The 23,316-nt window shown below is 71.7% G+C and carries 21 protein-coding genes; 9 read left to right on the top strand and 12 right to left on the bottom strand.

What is annotated here, in order from left to right; all coding sequences use genetic code 11:
• The first annotated feature begins 75 nt into the window (after window positions 1-75).
• Window positions 76-2,184: an FUSC family protein gene (locus BLW82_RS27575; RefSeq protein WP_093502754.1), complete on the top strand. Its 2,109-nt coding sequence runs from the start codon at window positions 76-78 to the stop codon at window positions 2,182-2,184.
• 56 nt (window positions 2,185-2,240) lie between these two features.
• Here the strand turns inward: BLW82_RS27575 and BLW82_RS27580 are convergent, their stop codons facing one another.
• Window positions 2,241-4,199, bottom strand: a complete 1,959-nt coding sequence (locus BLW82_RS27580) for a glycoside hydrolase family 15 protein (RefSeq protein ID WP_093502756.1) — start codon at window positions 4,197-4,199, stop codon at window positions 2,241-2,243.
• Window positions 4,200-4,712: 513 nt separating this feature from the next.
• Between BLW82_RS27580 and BLW82_RS27585 the strand changes: the two genes are divergently transcribed.
• The 3 genes from BLW82_RS27585 to BLW82_RS27595 all read left to right on the top strand — a co-directional run bounded on the left by BLW82_RS27585 (window position 4,713) and on the right by BLW82_RS27595 (window position 7,251).
• On the top strand, window positions 4,713-5,708 hold the full coding sequence (locus BLW82_RS27585) for an ArsR/SmtB family transcription factor (protein ID WP_093502758.1): 996 nt from the start codon (window positions 4,713-4,715) through the stop codon (window positions 5,706-5,708).
• 148 nt (window positions 5,709-5,856) lie between these two features.
• Window positions 5,857-6,270, top strand: coding sequence for a sensor domain-containing protein (locus tag BLW82_RS27590; protein WP_093502760.1), 414 nt, complete (start codon window positions 5,857-5,859; stop codon window positions 6,268-6,270).
• Window positions 6,271-6,387: 117 nt separating this feature from the next.
• Window positions 6,388-7,251, top strand: coding sequence for a hypothetical protein (locus BLW82_RS27595; RefSeq protein WP_093502762.1), 864 nt, complete (start codon window positions 6,388-6,390; stop codon window positions 7,249-7,251).
• Window positions 7,252-7,344: 93 nt separating this feature from the next.
• Here BLW82_RS27595 and rbsD read toward each other — a convergent pair whose 3' ends face one another.
• From rbsD to BLW82_RS27620, 5 genes are all read right to left on the bottom strand, one after another.
• The gene (rbsD, locus tag BLW82_RS27600; protein ID WP_093502764.1) at window positions 7,345-7,734 is read right to left on the bottom strand and encodes a D-ribose pyranase; all 390 of its coding nucleotides are present in this window, start codon (window positions 7,732-7,734) and stop codon (window positions 7,345-7,347) included.
• Window positions 7,731-8,633 carry a ribokinase gene (gene rbsK / locus BLW82_RS27605; RefSeq protein ID WP_093502766.1) on the bottom strand — a complete coding sequence of 301 codons (903 nt, stop codon included), beginning with the start codon at window positions 8,631-8,633 and terminating at the stop codon, window positions 7,731-7,733. Before rbsK ends, rbsD begins: the two co-directional genes overlap by 4 nt.
• Before the next feature lie 180 nt (window positions 8,634-8,813).
• Window positions 8,814-10,760, bottom strand: a complete 1,947-nt coding sequence (locus tag BLW82_RS27610; protein WP_093502768.1) for an ABC transporter permease/substrate-binding protein — start codon at window positions 10,758-10,760, stop codon at window positions 8,814-8,816.
• Complete coding sequence (locus tag BLW82_RS27615) at window positions 10,750-12,285, bottom strand: sugar ABC transporter ATP-binding protein (protein WP_093502770.1); 1,536 nt, start codon at window positions 12,283-12,285, stop codon at window positions 10,750-10,752. The genes BLW82_RS27610 and BLW82_RS27615 overlap by 11 nt, the downstream gene beginning before the upstream one ends.
• Window positions 12,282-13,313, bottom strand: a complete 1,032-nt coding sequence (locus tag BLW82_RS27620) for a LacI family DNA-binding transcriptional regulator (RefSeq protein WP_093502772.1) — start codon at window positions 13,311-13,313, stop codon at window positions 12,282-12,284. Before BLW82_RS27620 ends, BLW82_RS27615 begins: the two co-directional genes overlap by 4 nt.
• Window positions 13,314-13,490: 177 nt before the next feature.
• Between BLW82_RS27620 and BLW82_RS44595 the strand changes: the two genes are divergently transcribed.
• The gene (locus tag BLW82_RS44595; protein WP_177233086.1) at window positions 13,491-13,667 is read left to right on the top strand and encodes a hypothetical protein; all 177 of its coding nucleotides are present in this window, start codon (window positions 13,491-13,493) and stop codon (window positions 13,665-13,667) included.
• On the opposite strand, the gene BLW82_RS27625 is transcribed toward BLW82_RS44595, so the two are convergent.
• The 4 genes from BLW82_RS27625 to BLW82_RS27640 all read right to left on the bottom strand — a co-directional run bounded on the left by BLW82_RS27625 (window position 13,664) and on the right by BLW82_RS27640 (window position 16,841).
• On the bottom strand, window positions 13,664-14,431 hold the full coding sequence (locus tag BLW82_RS27625; RefSeq protein ID WP_093502774.1) for a DUF5995 family protein: 768 nt from the start codon (window positions 14,429-14,431) through the stop codon (window positions 13,664-13,666). The two genes, BLW82_RS44595 and BLW82_RS27625, sit on opposite strands and share 4 nt — an antisense overlap.
• Before the next feature lie 99 nt (window positions 14,432-14,530).
• Complete coding sequence (locus tag BLW82_RS27630) at window positions 14,531-15,436, bottom strand: 4Fe-4S domain-containing protein (RefSeq protein ID WP_093502776.1); 906 nt, start codon at window positions 15,434-15,436, stop codon at window positions 14,531-14,533.
• Window positions 15,437-15,557: 121 nt separating this feature from the next.
• Complete coding sequence (locus tag BLW82_RS27635; RefSeq protein ID WP_093502778.1) at window positions 15,558-16,340, bottom strand: VOC family protein; 783 nt, start codon at window positions 16,338-16,340, stop codon at window positions 15,558-15,560.
• Window positions 16,341-16,463: 123 nt separating this feature from the next.
• Window positions 16,464-16,841, bottom strand: coding sequence for a YybH family protein (locus BLW82_RS27640; protein WP_093502780.1), 378 nt, complete (start codon window positions 16,839-16,841; stop codon window positions 16,464-16,466).
• A gap of 141 nt (window positions 16,842-16,982) precedes the next feature.
• On the opposite strand from BLW82_RS27640, the gene BLW82_RS27645 reads away from it, so the two are divergent.
• A complete protein-coding gene (locus BLW82_RS27645) occupies window positions 16,983-17,900 on the top strand; it encodes a LysR family transcriptional regulator (RefSeq protein WP_093502782.1) in 918 nt (305 codons plus the stop codon).
• 7 nt (window positions 17,901-17,907) lie between these two features.
• Here BLW82_RS27645 and BLW82_RS43500 read toward each other — a convergent pair whose 3' ends face one another.
• Window positions 17,908-18,192 carry a hypothetical protein gene (locus tag BLW82_RS43500; RefSeq protein WP_177232769.1) on the bottom strand — a complete coding sequence of 95 codons (285 nt, stop codon included), beginning with the start codon at window positions 18,190-18,192 and terminating at the stop codon, window positions 17,908-17,910.
• Between BLW82_RS43500 and BLW82_RS27650 the strand changes: the two genes are divergently transcribed.
• Window positions 18,182-18,304 (top strand): DUF397 domain-containing protein, encoded by a 123-nt coding sequence (locus BLW82_RS27650; RefSeq protein WP_256215974.1) that lies wholly within the window; start codon window positions 18,182-18,184, stop codon window positions 18,302-18,304. The genes BLW82_RS43500 and BLW82_RS27650 overlap by 11 nt on opposite strands.
• Here the strand turns inward: BLW82_RS27650 and BLW82_RS27655 are convergent.
• Complete coding sequence (locus BLW82_RS27655; protein ID WP_093502786.1) at window positions 18,273-18,869, bottom strand: DUF4328 domain-containing protein; 597 nt, start codon at window positions 18,867-18,869, stop codon at window positions 18,273-18,275. The two genes, BLW82_RS27650 and BLW82_RS27655, sit on opposite strands and share 32 nt — an antisense overlap.
• Window positions 18,870-19,040: 171 nt before the next feature.
• On the opposite strand from BLW82_RS27655, the gene BLW82_RS27660 reads away from it, so the two are divergent.
• A complete protein-coding gene (locus tag BLW82_RS27660; protein ID WP_093502788.1) occupies window positions 19,041-21,329 on the top strand; it encodes an SF1B family DNA helicase RecD2 in 2,289 nt (762 codons plus the stop codon).
• A gap of 178 nt (window positions 21,330-21,507) precedes the next feature.
• Window positions 21,508-22,797 (top strand): citrate synthase, encoded by a 1,290-nt coding sequence (locus BLW82_RS27665; RefSeq protein ID WP_093502790.1) that lies wholly within the window; start codon window positions 21,508-21,510, stop codon window positions 22,795-22,797.
• The last annotated feature ends 519 nt before the right edge of the window (window positions 22,798-23,316 follow it).

Here is a 23,316-nt window from a genome sequence, read left to right on the forward strand (position 1 = left end):
CGAGTGGCGGCCGCGCCGGGACGGGCAGAGGATGAGAACGCTGCTCCCGCGCCGTGCCGCTGAGGAGGCCCGTACATGCGCTGGTGGTCGTCGCTGATCAGGATCGGCCGGGACGGGCTGCGCATCCAACGGGCGTTCGCGGCCCCCTCGGCGATCGCGCGGGCCGTACTGGGGGTCCTGCTCGCCACGGTCCTCGGCCTGCTCCTCGACGACCCGGTGGCCGGGTCCATGGCCAGTGTCGGTGCGTTCATCTGCGGCGTCGGCACGCTGGTGAGCCCGTTGCGCCACCCCGTGGTCAACGCGTTCGGGATGGCCGTGGCCTTCAGCACGACGGCGGTGTTGGGGGCCCTGGTGCACAGCACCACCTGGGCGTTCCTGCTGCTGCTCGGTCTCGCGGCGTTCGTCACCGGGCTCTGGCGGACGCTGGGCGTCGCGTCCGGCATCCGGGGCTGCCTCGCGGTCATCGGGCTGATGATCACGGCCGATCTCGCTCCCGGCGTCCACGGCGGCCTGGTGATGGCCGGGTGGATCGCGGTCGGGACCGGAATCGTCGTGGTGGTGCAGCTGCTCCCGCCGTACGGTCCACGGTTCGCCGCCCAGCGTCGTGCCCTCGCCGCCCTGTACCGCTCGCTCGCCGAGGCCTCGGTCGCGGCCGACCTCGCCGCCCTGGGCGGGACCGCTCCGTTCACGGCGGCTCGGCAGACCCTGGACCTGCTGCCCCAGTTCAGCCGGCCGACCGCGGCGGCCCTGTTCGGGCTGCTGGGCGAGGCCGAGCGCATCCGCCGGGCGCTGCACACCGTCCGGCTGACGGAACCGGCGGCCGGGACCCAGGAGGCGCTGGCCGCCGCCGCGCAGGTGCTGGGCACCGTCTCCCGCACGGTGGCCTCCGGCCGCGGGCACCGCCCCGCCGACTCGGCCGGCACCCTCCTGGAGTCGTGGGCGGCCGCCTCGCCCGTGCGCGGCCCGCGCGACCTGGCCGCGCGGCTGCGGCAGGCCGAGCAGTTGGCCCGGTCCTCGACCGACGACCGCCTCGGCGATGTGCTGGAGCCCCACGCCGAGGTGCCGGGTCTGTACGCGGGGACCCCTTCCGTGGCGCGCACCGCCCGGCGGATCCGGGCGCAACTGCGCCCCCAGTCACCGATCTTCCGCCATGCGGTGCGGCTCGCCGTCGCCGTGGTGGTCGCCGAGGTCATCGGCCGGTCGATCGGCGGGTGGGGCGGTCTCGGCATCTCCGCGCACGGCTTCTGGGTGGCCCTGACCACCATGCTGGTGCTCTTCCCCGAGTACGGGCACACCGTCGCCCGCGCCTGGGGACGGGCGGCCGGGGCCGTGCTGGGCGGCGTCCTCGCCTGGGCGCTGTCCCTGCCGCACTGGTCGCCCGTCGGCCTCGCCGCCCTGTCGGTGGTGCTGGCCGCGGCGTCGTTCGTCACCCTGCGGACCGGGCAGTTGATGCTCAACCTGTGGCTGACCACCTGGATCGTCTTCCTGATCCACCACGTCGGCGGGCTGCCCGGGCCCACGGCGTGGGCGCGCGCCGCCGACACGGTGGTCGGCGCCGCGCTCGCCGTGCTCGTCTTCCTGGTCTGGCCGACCTGGTCCGCCCGGCGGGTGCCGGGCCTGCTCGCGGAGTGGCTGCGGGTGCAGGACCGGCTGCTGCCCGAGCTGCTGACCGGCTACGCCGACGTCGGGGCGGCCGACCGGGCCGCGGTCGACGCACTGCGCACGCGATCACGGCAGCTCAGGGGGCACCTGACAGCAGCGGTGGAGCAGTCGCACGCCGAGCCGTCCGAGCGCCGCTGCCCCTGGTCGGGTGAGCAGCTGGAGCAGATCAGGACCCAGGTGTCCGCGGTCGCCGGATGCGCCAGCCTGCTGGGTGAGAACCTGCCCCGTACCCCGCAGGACACCGTGCCGGAGCTGACCGAACTGGTCGATCCGATGCACGAACACCTCACCGCCCTGGCCCGCGCCGCCGCCGGAGCCGAGACCGTGGCCCCGGGGGCGTTGCGGCGTGTCTTCGACTCCTTCACCGCCCGCTCAGGTCTGCCGGCCGAGACGACCGACGGCTCCGGCAGTGTCACGGCCGGCCGCGCCGTCGCTCTGAGCACCGCGACCGTCGACGCCGTCGAAGCCCTGACCGCGACCATCGCCGCCCGTCACCGCCCCCGTCGCCACGCGGCAGCCTGAAAGGCGAGACGCCGCCGGAGCTTCGCCGGAACTCCGCCCGGGTGCTGCTGCTGTGCTCACCTGCGGATCACGTGGTCCGACGGATACGGCGTGGTCGGCGTGAGCAGTGGGCCTTCGGCTGCCGCTGACATCGGCTGGGCGTAGAGGAAGGGGACCGGAAGCGGGGAGGTGGGCGGGAAGCCCGGCTTGGCCGCGTCGAGATGGGCATCGAGGTTCAGTGCCGCGGTCACGAGAGCGAGGTGGGTCAACGCCTGCGGGAAGTTCCCGAGTTGTTCGCCGGTCAGCCCGATCTCCTCGGAGTACAGGCCGAGATGGTTGGCGTAGGTGAGCATCTTCTCGAAGACGAGCCGTCCTTCACGCAGGTGGCCGGCGCGGGCGAGGGCTTCGACGTACCAGAAAGTGCATGCGGAGAAGGTGCCTTCGGAACCGAGCAGTCCGTCGGGGGAGGCGGCGGGGTCGTACCGGTACACGAGGCCGTCGGACACCAGGTCCTTCCTGATCGCGTCCAGGGTCGCGAGCCATCGCGGATCCTGTGGGGGGATGAACCCCACCGCGGGCATCCGCAGGAGTGCGGAGTCCAGGACGTCGCTGCCCAGGTACTGCGTGAACGCCGCCCGCCGCGGATCCCACCCGCGCCGCAGGATCTGCCAGTAGAGGGCGTCGCGTTCCTTCGTCCAGCGCTGCACCTCGGCGGGGCGGCCGCTGCGCGTGGCCATGCGGACGGCCCGGTCCAGCGCGGTCCAGCTCATGAGCCGTCCGTAGGTGAAGTCCTTGTCGCCGCCCCGGGTCTCCCAGATGCCCGCTTCGGGACGGTCCCAGTTCTCGCACACCCAGTCCACCGTGTTGATCAGCGCCTGCCAGATGCGGCAGGTCGTCGGCAGGCCCTGCTGGTCGGCGAAGTGGAGGCATTCCAGCGCCGATCCGTAGATGTCGAGCTGCAACTGGCCGGCGGCACCGTTGCCGACCCGTACCGGAGCGGAGCCTCGGTAGCCCTCCCAGTGATCCAGGGTCTGCTCCGCCAGGTCGGAGGAGCCGTCGATGCGGTACATGACCTTCAGAGGGTGCTCGCCCGGACCGGCGTACTCCTGAACGCGGTTGCCCAGCCACTCGGTGAACGCCACGGCTTCCTCGGTGAATCCCAGCCCGAGCAGCGCGTGCAGGGACAACGAGGCATCGCGCACCCACGCGTAGCGGTAGTCCCAGTTGCGCTCGCCTCCGACCTGTTCCGGCAGGCTGGTGGTCGGAGCCGCGACCATCGCCCCGGTCGGGGCGTACGTCATGAGTTTGAGCGTCATGGCGGAGCGGTTGACCATCTCCCGCCACCGCCCGGTGTAGCGCGAACGCGCCAGCCAGTGGTGCCAGAAGGTGATCGTGTCCTCCAGGAGCCGCTCACACTCCTCCGGTGGGACGGTGCGTGGCGGGCCGTCGGCGAATGTCTCCAGCACCAGGCCACGGGTCATGCCGGCGCGCAGCCTCACGGTCATGCACACGTCGCCGTCGCGAATCCTCCGGTCGCCCGTGCACTCCTCGCCGGGTGTGTCCACCGTATGGACGGTCACCTGCGTGTCGCGGCCGGCGAAGTGCCAGCCGCCCAGGTGCGAGGTGACCTCGTGCGGTTGGCGGGCGTAGTCGAACCGGGGGGCGATCTCGATGTCGAACGAGATCTCACCGCGTGTGCACCGCAGCATGCGGACCAGCCGGTGACGGTTCGTCGGATCGCGTGGCGAAGCGGGCGGCATGAAATCCACGATCGATCCGACGCCTTGTTCCGTCATGAACCTGGTGAGCAGCACGCAGGTGTCCGGGTAGTAGAGCTGCCTCGTCGCGTACGTCGGTGCCCGGGGCGCGATCGTCCAGTGACCGCCGCTTTCACTGTCGAGCAGCGCCCCGAAGACACTCGGCGAGTCGAATCGCGGGCTGCAGAACCAGTCGATGGTTCCCTCGGTCGAGACCAGCGCGGCCGTCTGCAGGTCACCGATGATGCCATGGTGTTCGATCAGCGGGTGTTCCCTCATGGGGCCTCTTCCCCTTGCGTCTGGCGCCGGCCGTGACGTCGCCGCTGCCGGCCACGCCGCTCGCGGTCGCACGACGCGCTCCCCCCTCCAGACTGCACGGCGGCCACAGGGTTCGCATCACTCCCGGAGGCGGACCGGGAGCGCGCTACGTCCAGTGACGGGTGAGCACGCTGCGGAGCGGTCCGGTTCCCCGCCGGGCGGTACACGTGACCCCGGACGGAAGATCCCGGACCGGCGTACAACCGTCCCGCCGTCCCGCCGGTCATAGCCGGCGTCAGGGCTTTCGGAGGGGGATCCGGGGGGATCGCGGGGGTTCTGGCGCGAAGGGGGAGAGCCGAGGGGATTCGGTCGACGGACCGGGCCCTCTCGAAGCGTGCCCGGGGGGCCGGGCCTGCCCGGGCGGGTCCGGACATGTCCTGGCGCCGTCGCGGCCGATTCCTGAGTTGTTCCCGGGAGCCGTGTGCCGCAGGCTGCTCCTTACCGGACGACTGTTCGACTCGGGGGGCGGTTCCCGTGCTGCGCATCCACTTCACGCCTCAGGACCTGACCCGCGTCCAGGTGGCGAGCACCCCCGACCCGCTCTGGGAGATCGCCTGCAGCCTGCACCGATTACAGACCTCGCGGGGCCGCTGGGCCTACGCCGACTGGTACCGCGAGACCCGGACCACCCTCACCAACACCCCGCTCGGCGCGGCCGTCAGCCGGCTCCTGATCCCGATCCTGCCCCGGGCCCGCTACCTGCCCGACTTCCTCACCCCGCACGAGGCCGCCGACGGCCTGGACCGCGGGCTCGCGGCCGTCGTCGACACGCCGCCCGAGCGGGTCGCCCACGAGGTCCGGATGCTGGAGCGGTTCAGCGGCGCTCCCGACTGGGCGCCCCGGCTCGTGGAACGCCAGACCAGGGAAGAACTCGCCAAACTTCTGCGCACTTACCACGAGGCGGTGATCGCCCCCCACGAGAGCCGCGTCGCCGCCGCCGTCGCCGCGGAGCGTGCCCTGCTCGCGCGCGACGCCCTCGACACCGGGGCCGACGGACTGCTTCGCGGCCTGTCACCCTCCGTCCGCTGGCGGCCGCCCGTCCTCCAGGTCGACTACGTCGAGGACCGGGACCTGCATCTCGCCGGCCGCGGGCTGCGCCTGGTCCCCTCGTACTTCTGCTGGCAGTCACCGGTCTCGATGGCGGACGACACCCTGCGGCCCGTCCTGGTCTACCCCGTGCACGGGGCCCGCCGCGCCGTCCCCGAACTCCCGCCCGACGCCACGCTCGCCGCACTGCTCGGCCGTACCCGCGCGGCCGCCCTGCGGTTCCTCGCGCTCGGCGCGACCACCTCCGAACTGGCCCGCCTGCTGGGCGTCTCGACGCCCACGGCCACCCACCACACGACCGTCCTGCGCGACGCGGGACTGGTCATCAGCCGACGCCGCCACAACACCGTACTGCACACCCTCACGCCGCTCGGGGCCGCGTTGCTCAGGTCGACCTCGGGGCACGCCCCACGAGCCACATGAGTGTGCCCCCGTACCACCGGAGCGGCGAAGTCCGGCCGCCGGTGCGGGACTTTAGACCCCTGTCGAAGGGCGTGGCCCGCGGGACACGTGCTCTGCGAGCGTTTCGGGTGCCCGATCCGCCTCACATCCGAACCAGATGGGGGAAACCATGAGGAAGGCCATCACCGCCGGCGCGTTCGCGCTCGTCGCCGCCGCCGGCTGTCTGGTGTTCGCGCCCGCCGCGTCCGCCGCCCCGGACGCCTGCGTGACGTCCACGCTCACCACCTCGGCGTACGAAGGCACCGGCGGCACCCACGTCAAGAAGTCGGCCAGCAGCAGCTGCAGCGACCTCAACCTGACCTACGTCAACGACACGACGGTCTACGGCTACGACGGTTACGCCGGCCGCCTGTACCACAGCTCCACCGGCACCTGGAAGACGTGCGACGCGGGCTACATCTGGCTCTACGACGGCTCCTACGCCGTCGACAGCGAGCTGCTGTGCACCGACGTCTCCGACAACACCACGTTCACCGTGGCGAGTGCGGCGAACGGCGGCGACACCGTCCACGTCGTGCACTGACCCGGTTCCAGGGCCTCCGGTCCCCGGCGGGCCCGGAGGCCCTGTCCGCACCGCAAGTCGCGTGCCATGCAGGACACACAGGAAACATGGGAAACGGAGGGGAGAGGAGTGGTCCGGATGTTCCGGCGCCCGGTCCTGGTGCGCGCGGCGCTCGCGGTGGCCGTCGCCCTGCTCGGCACCGCGTGCTCCACCGACGCCGCCCGGCGGCCCGGCCCGCCCGCCGCGACCGTGGCCCCGGCCCGCCTCGGCCGCGCCCTGCCCGCCGACCCGGTGCGCATGGTCCTGCCGGCGACGGGCGCCGAGACCCGGTGGACCCAGGGCCTGTACGTGTTCGGGCAGCAGGTGACCCGGATCGCCGCCGCCGACTGCGCCCGCAGGGGCGGGTTCGCGGTGCCCGCCCAGGCCCCCCTCGCGTTCATCCGCTTCTTCGCCCTGCCCGACCTGGACTTCGTCGCCCGGCACGGCCTGAGCACCAGCGCCGACGTGCCCGCGGCCGCCACCGCTCCCAGCACGGCCCGCGTCGGCAGCGCGGCACAGGTGCGCCGCTGCCAGGCACAGGGCACGAAGGCCGCGGCCGCGCTGAGCGACCTCTACCTGCCCCTGGAACAGCGCTGGTTCGGCGAACTCGGCGCCGTCGACAGCTCCCCCGCCACGGTCCGGGCCCGGCGCGGCCTGCCCGGCTGCCTGGCCGGGCACGGGACCCCGGCCAAGGACGAGCGGGCCTTCATGGGGGTGGCCGACGCCCGCCAGCAGGCCGCCGCGCCCGCCGACCTGCCCGCCACGGAGCGCGCCATGGGCCGCGTCTACGCGGACTGCATGCGCCCCGTCGAGGCCGTCCGCGACCCCGCCCGGCTGAACCTGCGCGCCCGTTTCCTCGCGGACCACGCCGCCGAGGTCCGCACCCTGCGCCGGAGGCTCGTCCCGGCCCTGCGGGCGGCCGAGAAGCGGTACGGGGTGACCCTGGTGTTCCCCGAGCCCTGACCGGGTCTTGACCGTGCTCCGAGCCGTCGTCTGTCGTCTGCGGCGCCGTCGTGGCCGGCCGCGCGGTTCGGGGGTGCGTCACCTGGCCGGGGTTCAGAAGAACACGCCGCACCGCAGCAGCACGTTCGCGTACGGACGGGCCTCGCCGGTTCGCACGACCAGGTGCGCCTGCGCGGACAGGTCCTTCAGGTGCTCGTGCGGGACCAGGGCCAGGTCGGGGAAGTGGCCGTCCAGCAGCGCCGCGGCGGCCGGGTTGGCGGTGCGTATCTCGGCCGCCGCCGTCGCGCCCTCCACGACCAGCTCGGCCAGCAGCCCCTCCAGCACCTCCGCGAAGGACGGCACCCCGGCCCGGAAGGCCAGGTCCACGACCCGCGGGCCCGGCGGGATCGGCATCCCGGCGTCGCACACCAGCACCCCGTGCCCGTGCCCCAACTCGGCCAGCGCACCGGCGAGATGACGGTTGAGAATCCCTGCCCGCTTCACAGCGCGTCGACCTCCGCAGCCGTCGGGTACGACTCCTGCGCACCCCGCCTGGTCACCGCCGCCGCCCCGACCCGCGCCGCGTAGGCCGCCGCCTCGGCGAGCGACGCGCCCGCCCCGAGCCGTACCGCGAGGGCCGCCGTGAACGCGTCCCCGGCGCCCGTGGTGTCCACCGCGTCCACCTTCACGGACGGCACCGACTCCACCCCGTGGCCGTCGGCCACCAGCGCGCCCTCCGCGCCCAGCGTCACCACCACCGACCTCGGGCCCTTGGCGAGCAGGAGCCGGGCCCAGTCGGCCGGTTCCTCGCTCACGCACGCCTCGCCGAGGATCACCCGCGCCTCGTGCTCGTTCACGATCAGCGGGTCGCAGGCCGCCAGGACCTCGCCGGGCAGGGGCTGCGGCGGGGAGGGGTTGAGGACGAGACGGCTGCCGGGGGCCAGGTTCCGTACGACCTCGAGCACCGTCTCCAGCGGGATCTCCAACTGCGTGGACACCACCCTGGAGGCGTGGAAGAGGCTGACCGCCGCCCGCACGTCCGCCGGCGTGAGACGGCCGTTCGCGCCCGGCGAGACGACGATGCTGTTGTCGCCGGAAGAGTCCACGGTGATCAGGGCGACGCCGGTCGGCGCCCCGTCCGCCAGCACGCCCACCGTGTCCACACCGGCCGCCCGCTGCGAGTCGAGCAGCAGCCTGCCGTGCGCGTCGTCACCGACCCGGGCCAGCAGGGCGGTGCGGGCACCGAGCCGGGCGGCCGCGACCGCCTGGTTGGCGCCCTTGCCGCCGGGATGGGTGGCGAGATCACCGCCGAGCACGGTCTCACCGGCGCCCGGTCGCCGCTCGACACGGATCACCAGGTCGGCGTTGGCCGATCCCACGACCAGGAGGTCGTAGTCGTACATCAGTTGACTCCCTAAACGACGGAACGACGGAACGACGGAACGACGGAACGACGGAACGACGGAACGACGGAACGACGGAACGACGGAACGACGGAACGACGGAACGACGGAACGACGGAACGGCGGACGGAGTGCGGCGGCCGGGGCCCCATTCAACCGCCCGGCCGCCGCTCCGGTGTCTCAGCCCGTGAAACCGGCCACGTTGTCCTTCGTGACCACCTTCACCGGCACCTTGATCGCCGAGGGGATCTTCTGGTCCTTGACGGCCTTCAGCGCGTTGTCCACGGCGATCTTCCCGAGCTGGCTGGGCTGCTGGGCCACCGACGCGTACAGCGTGCCGTTCTTGACCGCGGCCAGGCCGTCCGGCGTGCCGTCGAAGCCGATCACCGAGACCGACGAACCGGCTTTGGAACCCAGCGCCTTGATCGCGCCGAGGGCCATCTCGTCGTTGGCCGCGATGACGCCCTGGACGTCCGGGTGGGCCTGGAGCAGGTTCGACATCACGTCGAGGCCCTTGGTGCGGTCGAAGTCGGCGGGCTGCTGGGCCACCACCTGGATGCCGGGGTAGGCCTTCAGGCCGTTGGCGAAGCCCTGCGCCCGCTCCCGGGCGGCGGAGGTGCCGGCCTGGCCCTGCAGGATCACGATCTTGCCCTGGCCGCCGAGCTTCTCGGCGACCGTCTTGGCGGCGAGTTCACCGCCGGTGACGTTGTCGGAGGCGACCAGCGTCGCCGTCTTCGCGTTGTTCACACCGCGGTCGACGGCGATCACCGGGATGTGCGCCTTGTCGGCGGCCTTCACGGAGTTGCTCGCCGCGTCCGAGTCGACCGGGTTGACGATGATCGCGCCGAGCCCGGAGCTGGTGAAGTTCTGCAGCTGGTTGGCCTGCTGCGAGGCGTCGTTCTGGGCGTCGGTGACGGTCAGGTCCACGCCCTGCTTCTTCGCCTCCGCCTGGGCACCGGCCCGGATCTGCACGAAGAAGGGGTTGTTGAGGGTGGACAGGGACAGGCCCATCTTCGTGCTGCCCGACGACGAGCCCGTGTGCAGCAGCGAGGTCGCGGCCACCAGGCCGACGGTGACGACCGCCGCCAGCGCGTAGGTCCCGGCCTGCTTGCCCTTGTTCCCGCCGGTGCCGGCGGCCACCGGGGTGGCCCCGGCCTTGCGGCGGACGGTGTCCAGGAGGACGGCGAGCGCGATGACGACGCCGATGACGACCTGCTGCCAGAACGCGGACACGTTGAGCAGGTTCAGGCCGTTGCGCAGCACCGCGAGGATCAGCGCGCCGATCAGCGTGCCGGACGCCTTGCCGGTGCCGCCGGCCAGCGAGGCGCCGCCGATCACGACGGCCGCGATGGCGTCCAGCTCGTAACCGTTGGCGGCCTGCGGCTGCGCGGAGGACAGCCGGGCGGCCAGCACGACGCCGGCGACGGCCGCGAACAGCCCGGACAGCGCGTAGATGGCGAGCTTCTGCTTGTTCACCCGCAGCCCGGAGAGCCGGGCGGCCTCCTCGTTGCCGCCGATCGCGTACATCGAGCGGCCGATGTAGGTCCGGCCGAGGACGAAGGCCGCGATCAGCCCCATGAGGACCATGACCAGCACCGGCACCGGCAGCCAGCCGCCGAGGGTGTCACCGAGGTGCGAGACCGAGCCAGGGAAGGCGATGGGGGAGCCCGCCGAGATCACCAGCGCCAGACCGCGGGCCACCGACAGCATCGCGAGCGTCGCGATGAACGGCGGCAGCTTGCCGTAGGCGATGAGGAAGCCGTTGACGAGACCGGCCGCGATGCCGGTGGCGACGGCGAGGACGACGGCCAGGAACACCGGCACCCCGTGCGACGTGGCGCTCCACGCCAGCACGGTGGCCGACAGGGCCGCCACCGAGCCGACCGACAGGTCGATGCCGGCCGCGACGATCACGAAGGTCGCGCCGAAGGCGAGGACGGCGGTCACGGCCGCCTGGACGCCGACGTTGAGCAGGTTGTCGGTGGTGAGGAAGTCCCCGGACAGCGCCGACATGGCGATGACGAGAACGATCAGCGCGGTGAGGGCGCCGTTGTCGAGGAGCAGCCGGCGGACGCCGGAGACGCCACCGGCGCCCGTGTTCTTGCTCTTGAGCGTGTCAGTGGCCACGTCCGGCCTCCTTGTCGGTTGTGGTGGTGGGGGTGCCGGGGGTGCTGACGGCGAGTGCCATCACGGAGTCCTGGGTGGCCTCGTCCGCGGTCAGTTCGCCCGCGATCCGCCCCTGGGCCATCACCAGCACCCGGTCGCTCATCCCGAGGACCTCAGGCAGGTCGCTGGAGATCATCAGTACGGCGGCCCCGGCTGCCGTGAGTTCGTTGATCAGCTGGTAGATCTCGACCTTGGCGCCGACGTCGATGCCGCGCGTCGGCTCGTCGAGGATCAGCACCCGGGTGTCGGCGAGCAGCCACTTGCCGATGACGACCTTCTGCTGGTTGCCGCCGGAGAGCGTCCGCACGTGCTGGCCGAGCCCGGCCATCCGCACGCCCAGCTGCCCGGCGATCCGCTCGGCGGCCGCATGCTGCCCCCTGAGGTCGACGATCCCGGCCCGGGTGGCCTTCCGCATCGTCACCAGCCCGAGGTTCTCCTCGACGGAGGCGTCCAGGACCAGCCCCTGCCCCTTGCGGTCCTCGGGGACGAGCCCGATCCCGGCGGACATGGCGGCGTTGACATCGTGCCGCCGCAGCGCCGTACCGGAGACCTTCACGGCCCCCTTGTCGTACGGATCGGCCCCGAACACGGCCCGTACGACCTCCGTACGGCCCGCACCCACCAGGCCCGCGATCCCGACGACCTCCCCGGCGTGCACCTCGAAGCTCACGTCGTGGAAGACCCCGTCGCGGGTCAGCCCCTGGACGGAGAGCAGCGCGGCCCCCGGCTCGGTGCGTTCACGCGGGTACTGCTGCTCGATGGACCGCCCGACCATGAGGCGTACCAGCTCCTCCTGCGGGGTGGTGGCGGGCACCTGGCCCACGCTCTTCCCGTCCCGGATGACGGTGACCCGGTCCCCGAGAGCGGCGATCTCCTCCAGGTGGTGCGTGATGAAGACGATCCCGACGCCGTCGCCCCGCAGCTGCCGCACGATCGTGAAGAGCTTCTCCACCTCCTCCGAGGTGAGGACGGCGGTCGGCTCGTCCATGATCAGCACGCGCGCGTCGAGGCTGAGCGCCTTGGCGATCTCGACCATCTGCAGGCGGGCGATACCGAGTTCACGCACCCGGGCCCGCGGCGAGACGTTCACGCCGACCCGCTTCAGCAGGACCTCGGCGTCGGCCTCCATCCGCTTGCGGTCGATCATCCCGAAGCGGCGCGGCTGCCGGCCCAGGAAGATGTTCTCGGCGACCGTGAGGTCGGGTACGAGGTTGAACTCCTGGTAGATGGTGGCGATCCCGAGCCGCTCGGAGTCCTGCGCACCGTGGATGCGCACCTCCTCGCCACCGGCCAGGATCCGCCCCGCGTCGGGGGTGTAGGCGCCGGAGAGCATCTTGATGAGGGTGCTCTTGCCCGCGCCGTTCTCACCGAGGAGTACGTGCACCTCGCCCCGGCGCAGGTCGAAGTCGACGCCGTCGAGCGCGACCACGCCGGGGAAGGATTTCCGTATGCCCTCGATGCGCAGCAACTCGTCCGGGTTGCTCACGACGTGCTCCTTTGCACAGGGGTCTGGTTCATTCCGGGACGCGCGCCGCAGGAGCGGCGCACGACGAGCCGGGCGGGGAGGGTGACGGACTGCGGAGGCCGCCCCTCGATACGGTCGATCAGTGCGCGGACGGCGGCCCGCCCCAGCTCACCGGTCGGCTGGGCGATCGCCGTGACCGGCGGATCGGTGTGCACGAACCACCGGATGTCGTCGAACGCGGCGAGCGCGATGTCGTCCGGCACCCGCAGGCCACGCGCGCGTACGGCGTCGAGCGCGCCGAGCGCCATCAGGTTGTCGGCGGCGAAGACGACCTCGGGCGGTTCGGGCAGGTCGAGGAACCCCTCGGTGACCCGCCGCCCGCTCTCGGCCTGGAAGTCGCCCTGTCCTGTGTAGGCGTCGGGGAGGGGGATGCCGTACTCGGCGAGCGCCTCCCCGAAGGCCCGCACCCGCTCGCTGCCGGTGGTGGTGGCCGCGGGGCCCGCGATGATCGCGAGCCGCCGGTGCCCCAGCCCGTACAGGTGTGCGACGAGGTCCCGTACGGCGGTCTGCCCGTCCGCCCGGACCACGGGCACGTCGACGCCCGGGATCCACCGGTCGACGAACACCATCGGCGTCCCGCCGCGCGCCGCCTCCAGCATCAGCGGCGAGCCGCCGTCGGTGGGGGAGACGAGCAGCCCGTCGATACGGCGGTCGAGCAGTGTCCGTACGTGATGGTCCTGCAGCTCGGGGCGCTCGTCGGCGTTGCCGATGATCACGCTGTAGCCGTGTGCGCGGGCCTCCTCCTCGACCGAGCGGGCCAGCTCGGTGAAGTACGGGTTGAGTACGTCGCTGATGACCAGGCCGAGGGTGCGGGTCTGGTCGGTGCGCAGGGAACGGGCGACGGCGTTCGGGCGGTAGCCCAGCGTCTCGACGGCGGCCAGCACACGGGTTCGGGCGTCGGCGCTGACCGACGGATGGTCGTTCAGGACACGGGACACCGTGGCGACGGAGACGCCCGCCGCGGCGGCCACGTCCTTGATACTCGCCATCGCCGCTCCACCTCCTCGTGGAACTCATGGAATCGATTACACGCATTGCGTAGAGAGGATTGGAATCGATTACACGAGGTTGAGGCAAGGCCCCGGAGGTGGCCGAAATCCAATCGTGACCGAAGGGTGAACCGGAGAGGCCGGCCCACGTGCGGCCTGACCTGTGGAATTCCGGTCATGACGCGAGGCGAACGACGTGAGGGTGCGCTCCTGCTGTGCGTCGCCCTCATGGAAGGCTCCCTGATCGCCGGCGGGAAGCTCTCCCCGGCCTGGGCGGTCACGGTGCCGGTGCTGTACCTGGGGTTCCTGGCGGTCTACGTGCGGGACCTCGTCCGGCGTCGGCGGGGCCGCTAGGCGGTCGCCGCCACGGCGCCGTCCAGGTGCCTTATGACGGCCGGCACGTCGGCGCTCTCCGTGTGCCGGATCAGCTCCAGGGCCGGCCGGACGATGCCGTCGGGGCGCGCGATCAGCCGGGCGAGCACGGCGGCCCTGGTGTCGAGCCGTTCGACGGTGGCCGCCCGCTCCGCCGCGTTCTGGCCGGCCAGCAGGACGGCGTTGTACCAGGCCTCCGCGCGGGACTCGCGGATGCTGAAGTCGAGGATCTGCTCGTCGGTGCGGCCGCCGACCTTGTCCAGCAGCGACAGCAGGGGCGACAGGGCGTCGACGGAGTCCTGCACCGCCAGCACCACCCGGGCGAGAATGTCGTTGATCAGCAGGAAGTCGTGTCGCAGGTCCTGGATGTCCCCGCCCGGGACGGTCTCCGCGGCGGCCACCGCCAGGTCGAGGTTGATGTGCGCGTTCACGCCCAGGACCAGGTGCTGGACGATGACGGTGTCGGCGTCGTCCAGCAGCCCGAACGTCTCGCGCCAGCAGCGCGGCCCGCTCCGGTCCCGGCGCCAGGCGTCGTACGCGGCGAAGTAGCGGTTGCCGAAGATCGTGTCGAACCGGTCCATGCGGGGACCGTCCTCGAACAGCCCGGCGTGGACGGCGGCGCGGATCTCGACGGTCACCTGCCGGTACAGCGCCGCGAAGTACCCGATCCGGTCACCGCCCCGCTCGGCCTCCCGCACGATCCCGGCGAGCCCGTCCACCACGTCGTCGATGTTCTGTGCCGCCATGCCCAGCTCCCCTTTTCGGCAGACCGCTCCCCAGCCCCGTCCTACCACTGCGCGGCGGCGGGCGGGGCCGAACCCGGAGACGAGACCGGGCGGGGGAACTCACCAGCGGACTGCGGTGAAGTCCACCGGGCGGGGCGCGAGTTCGCGGGTACGGGCCGTCAGGTTCCGTATGCGTGCGGCCATTTCCTCGTGGGGGAGGCGGCGGCGGTCACCGTGTCCCGGCAGTAGCCACTCGAAGCGCAGCCGGTCGGCGGTCCGGGCCAGGGAGGCGGCCAGTTCACGGATGGAGTACCAGGTGACGCTGTCGACCACCTCGACGTCCGCCGTCGTACGCGACCAGTAGAAGCTGTCGCCGCTGAAGCAGTACCGCTCGTCGGCCAGGTAGAGCACGCTGCCCCGGGTGTGCCCGGGGAAGGGGAGGGCGAGGACGCCGTCGGCGATCTCGGCCGGTTCGGTGCCGCGCAGCACCCGGTCGGCGTCCGGCGCGGCGGCGAGGTCGCCCTCGTGGATCCAGAGCCGGGCGCCGAAGCCGTCGGCGTAGCTGCGGCCGTGCGCCGCGTGGTCGCGGTGGGTGAGGAGTACGTCGGTGACGGGCCCCCGCGCCTCGTAGCGGGCGGCGAGCGCCGGACTCCAGCGCGGGGTGTCGATCATCATCGACGTGCCGTCGGGGCGGCGCAGGAGGTAGGAGTTGGCGCCCGCGGTGTGCGGCGAGTTGTGGCCGCACAGCAGCACGGCGCCGGTGTCGGAACCGGGGTCCTCCAGGGGCATCGGGAACGGATCCCGGGCCGGGTCCAGCCGACCGCCCGGTGGCCGGACGGACCGGGTGGGGCAGGCGTGCGCCGCCGCGTGCAACCGTGCCGTCTCCGCCGCGTCGCCCGGCTGGCGCAGTACGGCCGAGCGTCCCGCCACCTCCCCGACGAGCCCCGGGGCCAGCTGCCGTGCCACGTCGCAGTTCGTGCAGCGCTCGTCCACCCGCCAGCCGTCCCCGGCCTGCCCGATCCCCATGACCCCGTCCCCTTCCGTGCCCGTACCGCCGGTCGTCTCAGGGGTATCCCGGGCGGCTGGGAAAGTGGTAGAGGGGCGGGGGCTGGTGCCTGCGGCCGGGGGCTGCTCTGCCGTCGGCGGCTCACATCTCCTTCGGCTTGAACACCGCGAAGGTCGCGCCCTGCGGGTCGGCGACCACGGCCATCCGGCCGGCCATCATCTCGAACGGCGGTGCGAACACGGTGCCGTTGCGTTTGACCAGGGCGTCCACGGTGGAGTCGACGTCGTCGACCGCGAAGTAGGTGAGCCAGTGCGGCGGGACGCCGGGACGGTCGTCGCCGAGCTGGGCGGCGCCGCCCACGGCCCGGCCGCCGACGTTGAGCGACCAGTAGGTCCCGTCGGCGCCCTCCATCGGCTGGATCTCGATCCCGAAGGACTCGCCGTAGAAGCCGGTGGCGCCGGGTACGTCGCTGGTGTTCAGCTCGTTCCAGATCAGCGCGCCCGGCTCGTTGACGATCCCCGCGCCGTGGAAGTCGCCCGGCTGCCACACCCCGAACACGGCGCCCTGCGGATCGGCCGCGATCAGCATCCGGCCGATGTCGCCGACGTCCATCACCGGGGCGATCAGCGTGCCGCCCGCCGAGACGATCGTGTCCTGGGTGGCCTGGGCGTCGGTGCTGGCCAGGTAGGTGGTCCAGACGGTCGGCGGCTCCGGCTGCCCCTCGGGTGCCATGGCCGAGCCGATGCCGGCCACCGGCTTGCCGTGCAGCGTGCAGACCGCGTACCCGCCGAAGTCGGCCCCGCCGACCTCGCCCTGCCAGCCGAACAGGTCACGGTAGAAGTCCAGCGCGGCCTGCTGGTCCTGTGCCATCAGATCGACCCAGCAAGGGGTCCCGGTCGGGTACGGAGTAGTGACTTCGGGCATCTCCAGCTCTCCCTGCGCGTGAAAAAGTTCCCCGCCGCCCACCTTCACCGTCCTGGCCGTTTCTCGCCACCGGAACGGCCGGGGTTTTACGGTCCGCTCACCGGGAGGCGGCCCCCGCCCGCGTCACGTCCCCGGGCTCTGCGGCGGCGTCACGAACTCGGGCTGGTCCAGCAGACGCAGCCAGCTGCCGTCGGGCTGGCGCCTGACGACCTGGGCCCGCGCTCCGGTCCCGTCCTTCGGCGGGGTCGAGGTGAGGGCGATGTCGCCGCTGACCAGCGTCGGCAGCGGCTGTTCCGGCTCGAAGCGAGGGCGGTTGGCGAGCACCTTCTCCCACAGCGCGCGGATCGCCTCCCGCCCCACCGTCCGTTCACCGGGCGGGAAGGCCAGCACCGCGTCCTCTTCGTAGAGCGCGGCCACCCCGGCCGCGTCACCGGCGTTGGACCGCTCGACGAACAGGCGGGTGATGTCCTCGGGCCGCATGGCCTTCTCGTACTCCGTCATGGGATACCTCCTCGGTTCGGACGTCGGCGTCTTCCAGGGTGGTGGGAGGCCATCCAGAAGTCCAACAGATAGATCTTCTATGAACTAGAATTTCCAGTCATGGAGGCGCGGTCGTGGGGGCGCGGTCACGGAGGGGTGGTCATGGAGCTGAGGCAGCTGGAGTACTTCGTCGCGGTCGCCGAGGAGCGGAACTTCACGCGGGCGGCCGAGCGGGTGCGCATCAGCCAGTCCGGGGTCAGCGCGCAGATCCGCCAGCTCGAACGGGAGCTCGGTGCCGAGCTGTTCGACCGGTCGGCCCGCACGGTCACTCTCACCGTCGCGGGGCGGGCCGCGCTCGACTACGCCCGCGCCGCACTCACCGCGGCCGGGGCGGTCGGCCAGGCGGTGGGAGAGGTGACCGACCTGATCCGGGGCCGGCTCACCGTCGGGATGGTCATCGGCTGCACCCTCACCCCGCTGTTCGACGCCCTCGCCGCGTTCCACGAGGCGCATCCCGGCGTGGAGCTCCTGCTCCTCGAGGACGGCTCGGACCGGCTCGTCGACGGTGTGCGCGGCGGGACCGTGGACATGGCGCTCGTCGGGACCGCGAGCGCCACCCCCGAAGGGCTGGACGCGCTGACCGTCATCAGCGAACGGATCGTCGCCGCCGTCCCGGCCGAGCACCCCTTGGCCGGCCGGCCACGTGTCACCCTGCGCGACCTGACGACCCATCCGATCGTGTGCATGCCGACCGGGACCGGCCTGCGCGCGGTGTTCGACCAGGCCTGCGCCGCGCAGGACCTGCGGCCCGCGATCGCGTTGCAGGCCAGTGCCCCGGACGCGATCGCCGACCTCGCCGCGCGCGGGCTCGGCGTGGCCGTCCTCAGCGAGTCGATGGCCGCGAGCCACCGCGACCGGCTCGTCGCCCGTACCGTCGACGACGTCGAGACACCGGCGTTGCTGGCCCTGGTCTGGCGGAGCGCGCACAACCCACCGGTGCGCGAGCTGCTCGCGCACAGCCGACGGGAGTTCACCCGGGCCGGCTTCACCCTGGCCGACGCCGACGCCGATACGAAGTGAGCTGCGGTCACACCGACTTCGGCTGCGGCTGCCAGGCGCCGTCCAGCGGGACGCCGGCCGCCGCCGCGACCCGGTCACGGGACTCCAGCAGGCGGGTCCGCGGTGCCCGCAGGTCCACGTCGGCCTGCACGCCGTCGCGCTTCACGACCCGGCCCGCGATCGGAACCGTGTCGACCGGACCCGGATGACCGGCGGCGACGATTGTGCCGGCCGGGTCGGTGACCGGGAAGACGGTGAGGCCGCCGGTGCGCAGCAGGATCACGTCGGCGTCCTTGCCGGGCGTGCGGCTCACAGCCGTCCGCGACTCCAAGGCCCCGGCCGCCCGTACCCTCACCTTCCCGGTGGGAGCCTTCGCTGGCTTCGTCGAGGGGATCAAGGCTGCGGGGCGGCGACAGGAACCGTGACGCGGAGGGCAGCAGCCTGACGTGCCGTGACGCGCTCGATGACCAGCCCCACCAGGACCGCTGCCGCGAGGAAGAGCGCCTCGGTCACCACGAGGAGGGCCGGCGAGCGGGGGGCCGCCAGGTTCGCCGCCGTGAGCAGCAGCGCGTGCCCGATCCAGGCGGCCCACCACAGATTCACCAGTGTCGTGTCCCGCTTCTCCCACGAGGGGGAGCCGGCGCGCCCGATGTCGAGGACGCAACGGCGCGGGGCGACGAGGTTGACCACCGGTATGAACCACGCGCCGATCGTCCAGCCCGGGCTCGGAACCGCGGCCTCGGGGGACAGTTCCTGGGCGTTGCGCCGGGACCGGGCGAGCCACACGAGGAACAGGACGGTCGTGAGGGTCATCAGATAGACGAAGACCGTGGAGACGAGGCCCGACCTCCGCAGGGACGCGTCCGAGGGGTGCAGATAGTGGTCCCGGAGCGCCACCGCGCGGAACACGTCCGACACGGTCGCCGCGGCGATCGCGGTCTGCGCGGCGCGGGCAAGGCGGTGGGGAGCTGTGCGGGTGGCGCTCGTCATTGGCTTCGGCCTGTCTCGGAGGTGTGTGCGGCGGTGGCGGCCACCGGGGCGGAGCGATCATAGGGTCCGACTGTCGTGCGGGTGTGCGGCTTTCGCCGACGTCGGCATGTGACGAGGCTGTCCGGGGGCGGGGCAATGATCGCTGTCAGACCGCACCGGTACCGTCGGAGCATGGCTCAGCAGACGGGGACCCCCACCGGCGAACGACGGCTCGCCACCGTTGAAGGCGTGCTCGAACGGATCACGTACGCGAACGAGGAGAACGGGTACACGGTCGCCCGCGTCGACACCGGCAGGGGCGCCGGTGATCTCCTCACGGTCGTCGGCGCGCTGCTCGGCGCCCAGGTGGGGGAGTCGCTGCGGATGGAGGGGCGGTGGGGTTCGCACCCGCAGTACGGGAAGCAGTTCACCGTCGAGAACTACACGACCGTGCTGCCGGCCACCGTGCAGGGGATACGGCGTTATCTGGGGTCGGGGCTGGTCAAGGGCATCGGGCCGGTGTTCGCCGACCGGATCACCCAGCACTTCGGGGTGGACACCCTGCGGATCATCGAGGAGGAGCCGAAGCGGCTCGTCGAGGTGCCGGGGCTCGGGCCGAAGCGGACGAAGAAGATCGCCGACGCCTGGGAGGAGCAGAAGGCGATCAAGGAGGTCATGCTCTTCCTCCAGACCGTCGAGGTGTCGACGTCGATCGCCGTGCGGATCTACAAGAAGTACGGGGACGCCTCGATCTCCGTCGTGAAGAACCAGCCGTACCGGCTCGCGGCGGACGTCTGGGGCATCGGGTTCCTGACCGCCGACAAGATCGCCCAGTCGGTCGGGATTCCGCACGACAGCCCGGAGCGGGTCAAGGCCGGGCTGCAGTACGCCCTGTCCCAGTCCGCCGACCAGGGGCACTGCTACCTCCCCGAGGAGCGGCTCATCGCGGACGCCGTGAAACTCCTCCAGGTCGACACCGGCCTCGTCATCGAGTGCCTCGCCGAGCTGGCGGCGCCGCCCGAGGACGGGGAGGACCCGGGCGTCGTACGGGAGAAGCTCCCCGGCCCGGCCCCGGACGCCGAACCCGTCACCGCTGTCTACCTCGTCCCCTTCCACCGGGCCGAAGTCGCCCTCGCCGCCCAGCTGCTGCGCCTGCTGCGCACCGACGACGACCGGATGCCGTCGTTCCACGACGTCGTCTGGGACAAGGCGCTCGCCTGGCTGAAGGACCGCACCGGCGTCGACCTCGCCGCCGAGCAGGAGGCGGCCGTCAGGCTGGCGCTGACGGAGAAGGTCGCGGTGCTGACCGGCGGGCCCGGCTGCGGCAAGTCGTTCACCGTCAGGTCGATCGTGGAGCTGGCGCGGGCGAAGAAGGCGAAGGTGGTGCTCGCCGCACCCACCGGGCGGGCGGCCAAGCGGCTCGCCGAGCTGACCGGGGCCGAGGCGTCGACCGTGCACCGGCTCCTGGAGCTGAAGCCCGGCGGGGACGCGGCCTACGACCGGGACCGGCCGCTCGACGCCGACCTGGTGGTGGTGGACGAGGCGTCGATGCTCGACCTGCTCCTCGCCAACAAGCTGGTCAAGGCCGTGCCGCCCGGGGCGCACCTCCTCTTCGTGGGGGACGTGGACCAGTTGCCCAGCGTCGGGGCCGGGGAGGTGCTGCGGGACCTGCTCGCCGACGGCGGCCCGATCCCCGCCGTCCGGCTCACCCGGGTCTTCCGGCAGGCCCAGCAGTCCGGCGTGGTGACCAACGCGCACCGGATCAACGCGGGACAGCACCCCGTCACCGACGGCATGCAGGACTTCTTCCTCTTCGTGGAGGACGAGACGGAGGAGGCGGGCAAGCTCGCCGTGGACGTCGCCGCCCGGCGGATTCCGGCCAGGTTCGGGCTCGACCCGCGGCGGGACGTGCAGGTGCTCGCGCCCATGCACCGCGGCCCGGCCGGCGCCGGCGTGCTCAACGGACTGCTCCAGCAGGTCATCACCCCGGCCCGGCCCGAGCTGCCCGAAAAGCGGTTCGGCGGGCGGGTGTTCCGGGTCGGCGACAAGGTCACCCAGATCCGCAACAACTACGAGAAGGGCGAGAACGGCGTCTTCAACGGCACCGTGGGCGTGGTCACCTCGCTCGACCCGGTCGACCAGCGCCTCACCGTGCTGACCGACGAGGACGAGGAGGTGCCGTACGAGTTCGACGAACTGGACGAACTGGCCCATGCCTACGCCGTGACCATTCACCGTTCGCAGGGGAGTGAATATCCGGCGGTGGTGATCCCGGTCACCACCGGTGCCTGGATGATGCTGCAGCGGAACCTGCTCTACACGGCGGTCACCCGGGCCAGGAAGCTGGTCGTCCTCGTCGGTTCGCGCAAGGCGATCGGGCAGGCGGTACGGACGGTGTCCGCAGGTCGGCGCTGTACGGCGCTGGACTTCCGGCTCGGCCGGAGCGATCTCCGGAAAAATGATCGATCAAATGAGTCGTGAAGGTCACAGAGCCCTTCCACATAGAGAGACAAGGGGGCAGGATGAGCAGGTTGGCGGCACTGAGTGCCGCCAATGGGCCCAACGGTCGACCCCGAGTGCACTCTCCTGAGCCAAATGGGGGATGGTAGAGACAGTCAGGGCACCTCGAAGATGAGGCACTACGTCGGTGAGGGAAGACGTGAGCGACAACTCTGTAGTACTGCGGTACGGCGACGGCGAGTACACCTACCCGGTGGTCGACAGCACCGTCGGCGACAAGGGCTTCGACATCGGGAAGCTCCGCGCCCAGACCGGTCTCGTGACCCTGGACAGCGGCTACGGCAACACCGCTGCCTATAAATCCGCCATCACCTACCTCGACGGCGAGGCGGGCATCCTCCGCTACCGCGGCTACCCGATCGAGCAGCTGGCGGAGCGCTCCACCTTCCTGGAGGTGGCGTACCTGCTGATCAACGGTGAGCTGCCGACCGTGGACGAGCTCACGACGTTCAAGAACGAGATCACGCGGCACACGCTGCTGCACGAGGACGTCAAGAACTTCTACCGGGGCTTCCCGCGTGACGCCCACCCGATGGCGATGCTGTCCTCGGTGGTCTCCGCGCTGTCCACGTTCTACCAGGACAGCCACAACCCGTTCGACGCGCAGCAGCGCGATCTCTCCACCATCCGGCTGCTCGCGAAGCTTCCGACGATCGCCGCGTACGCGTACAAGAAGTCGGTCGGCCACCCGTTCGTCTACCCGCGCAACGACCTCTCCTACGTGGAGAACTTCCTGCGCATGACGTTCTCGGTGCCGGCGCAGGACTACGAGCTCGACCCGGTCGTCGTCTCGGCCCTCGACAAGCTCCTGATCCTGCACGCGGACCACGAGCAGAACTGTTCGACCTCGACGGTCCGCCTGGTGGGCTCGTCGCAGGCGAACATGTTCGCGTCGATCTCCGCGGGCATCTCCGCCCTCTGGGGGCCCCTGCACGGCGGCGCCAACCAGTCCGTCCTGGAGATGCTGGAGGGCATCCAGGCCAACGGCGGCGACGTCGACTCCTTCATCCGCAAGGTGAAGAACAAGGAGGACGGCGTCCGCCTGATGGGCTTCGGCCACCGGGTGTACAAGTCCTTCGACCCGCGCGCGAAGATCATCAAGGCCGCGGCGCACGACGTCCTCTCGGCCCTCGGCAAGTCCGACGAGCTGCTGGACATCGCGCTGAAGCTGGAGGAGCACGCGCTCTCCGACGACTACTTCGTCTCGCGCAACCTCTACCCGAACGTCGACTTCTACACCGGCCTGATCTACCGCGCCATGGGCTTCCCGACCGAGATGTTCACGGTCCTGTTCGCCCTCGGCCGGCTGCCCGGCTGGATCGCCCAGTGGCAGGAAATGATCAAGGAGCCCGGCTCCCGCATCGGCCGCCCGCGCCAGATCTACACGGGCGTCGTCGAGCGCGACTTCGTGCCGGTCGAGGAGCGCTGACGCGCTAGCGGCCGTACCGGCACAGCAGAAGGCGCCCTGGAGCGCCGGTCCCCCCACGGGCCGGCGACCAGGGCGCCTTCCCGTGTCCCGGTGCGGATTCCCCCCACGGGATCCGGCCGGGCGTCGGTACGGCAGCGCCTGAATCGCTGCTTTGAGCACAGCGAGCAGAGCTCGCCGTACTCCTACGTCCAGTGATGCGGTGCGATCTGCCGGGACCCGTACGGCACGGGAGGGCCGCTCAAAGCTTCCCGTCGTACGTGCCCCGGCAACGCATCTCTGAGGAAGTCCCCCAAGACATCCCCAGATGCCAGGTCAGCGCCCCCCAAGACGCATCTCTGACATCGCCAACTTAGACCTTCGAACCCCTTCGATGGTTACGTTCACATCACTGTGATCTGCGTCTCTTGCATCTGTCCGATAGATGCGCAAGAGCCCCGATATGGCGATCGGAGCTCAAGCGTAAGGATGATGCGCGAGCCTTGTGAAGAGCTTATGTGAGGTGCGCGTTGGACTCTAGGG

Origin of the sequence: Streptomyces sp. Ag109_O5-10, from assembly GCF_900105755.1 — a bacterium.
Taxonomy (GTDB): domain Bacteria; phylum Actinomycetota; class Actinomycetes; order Streptomycetales; family Streptomycetaceae; genus Streptomyces.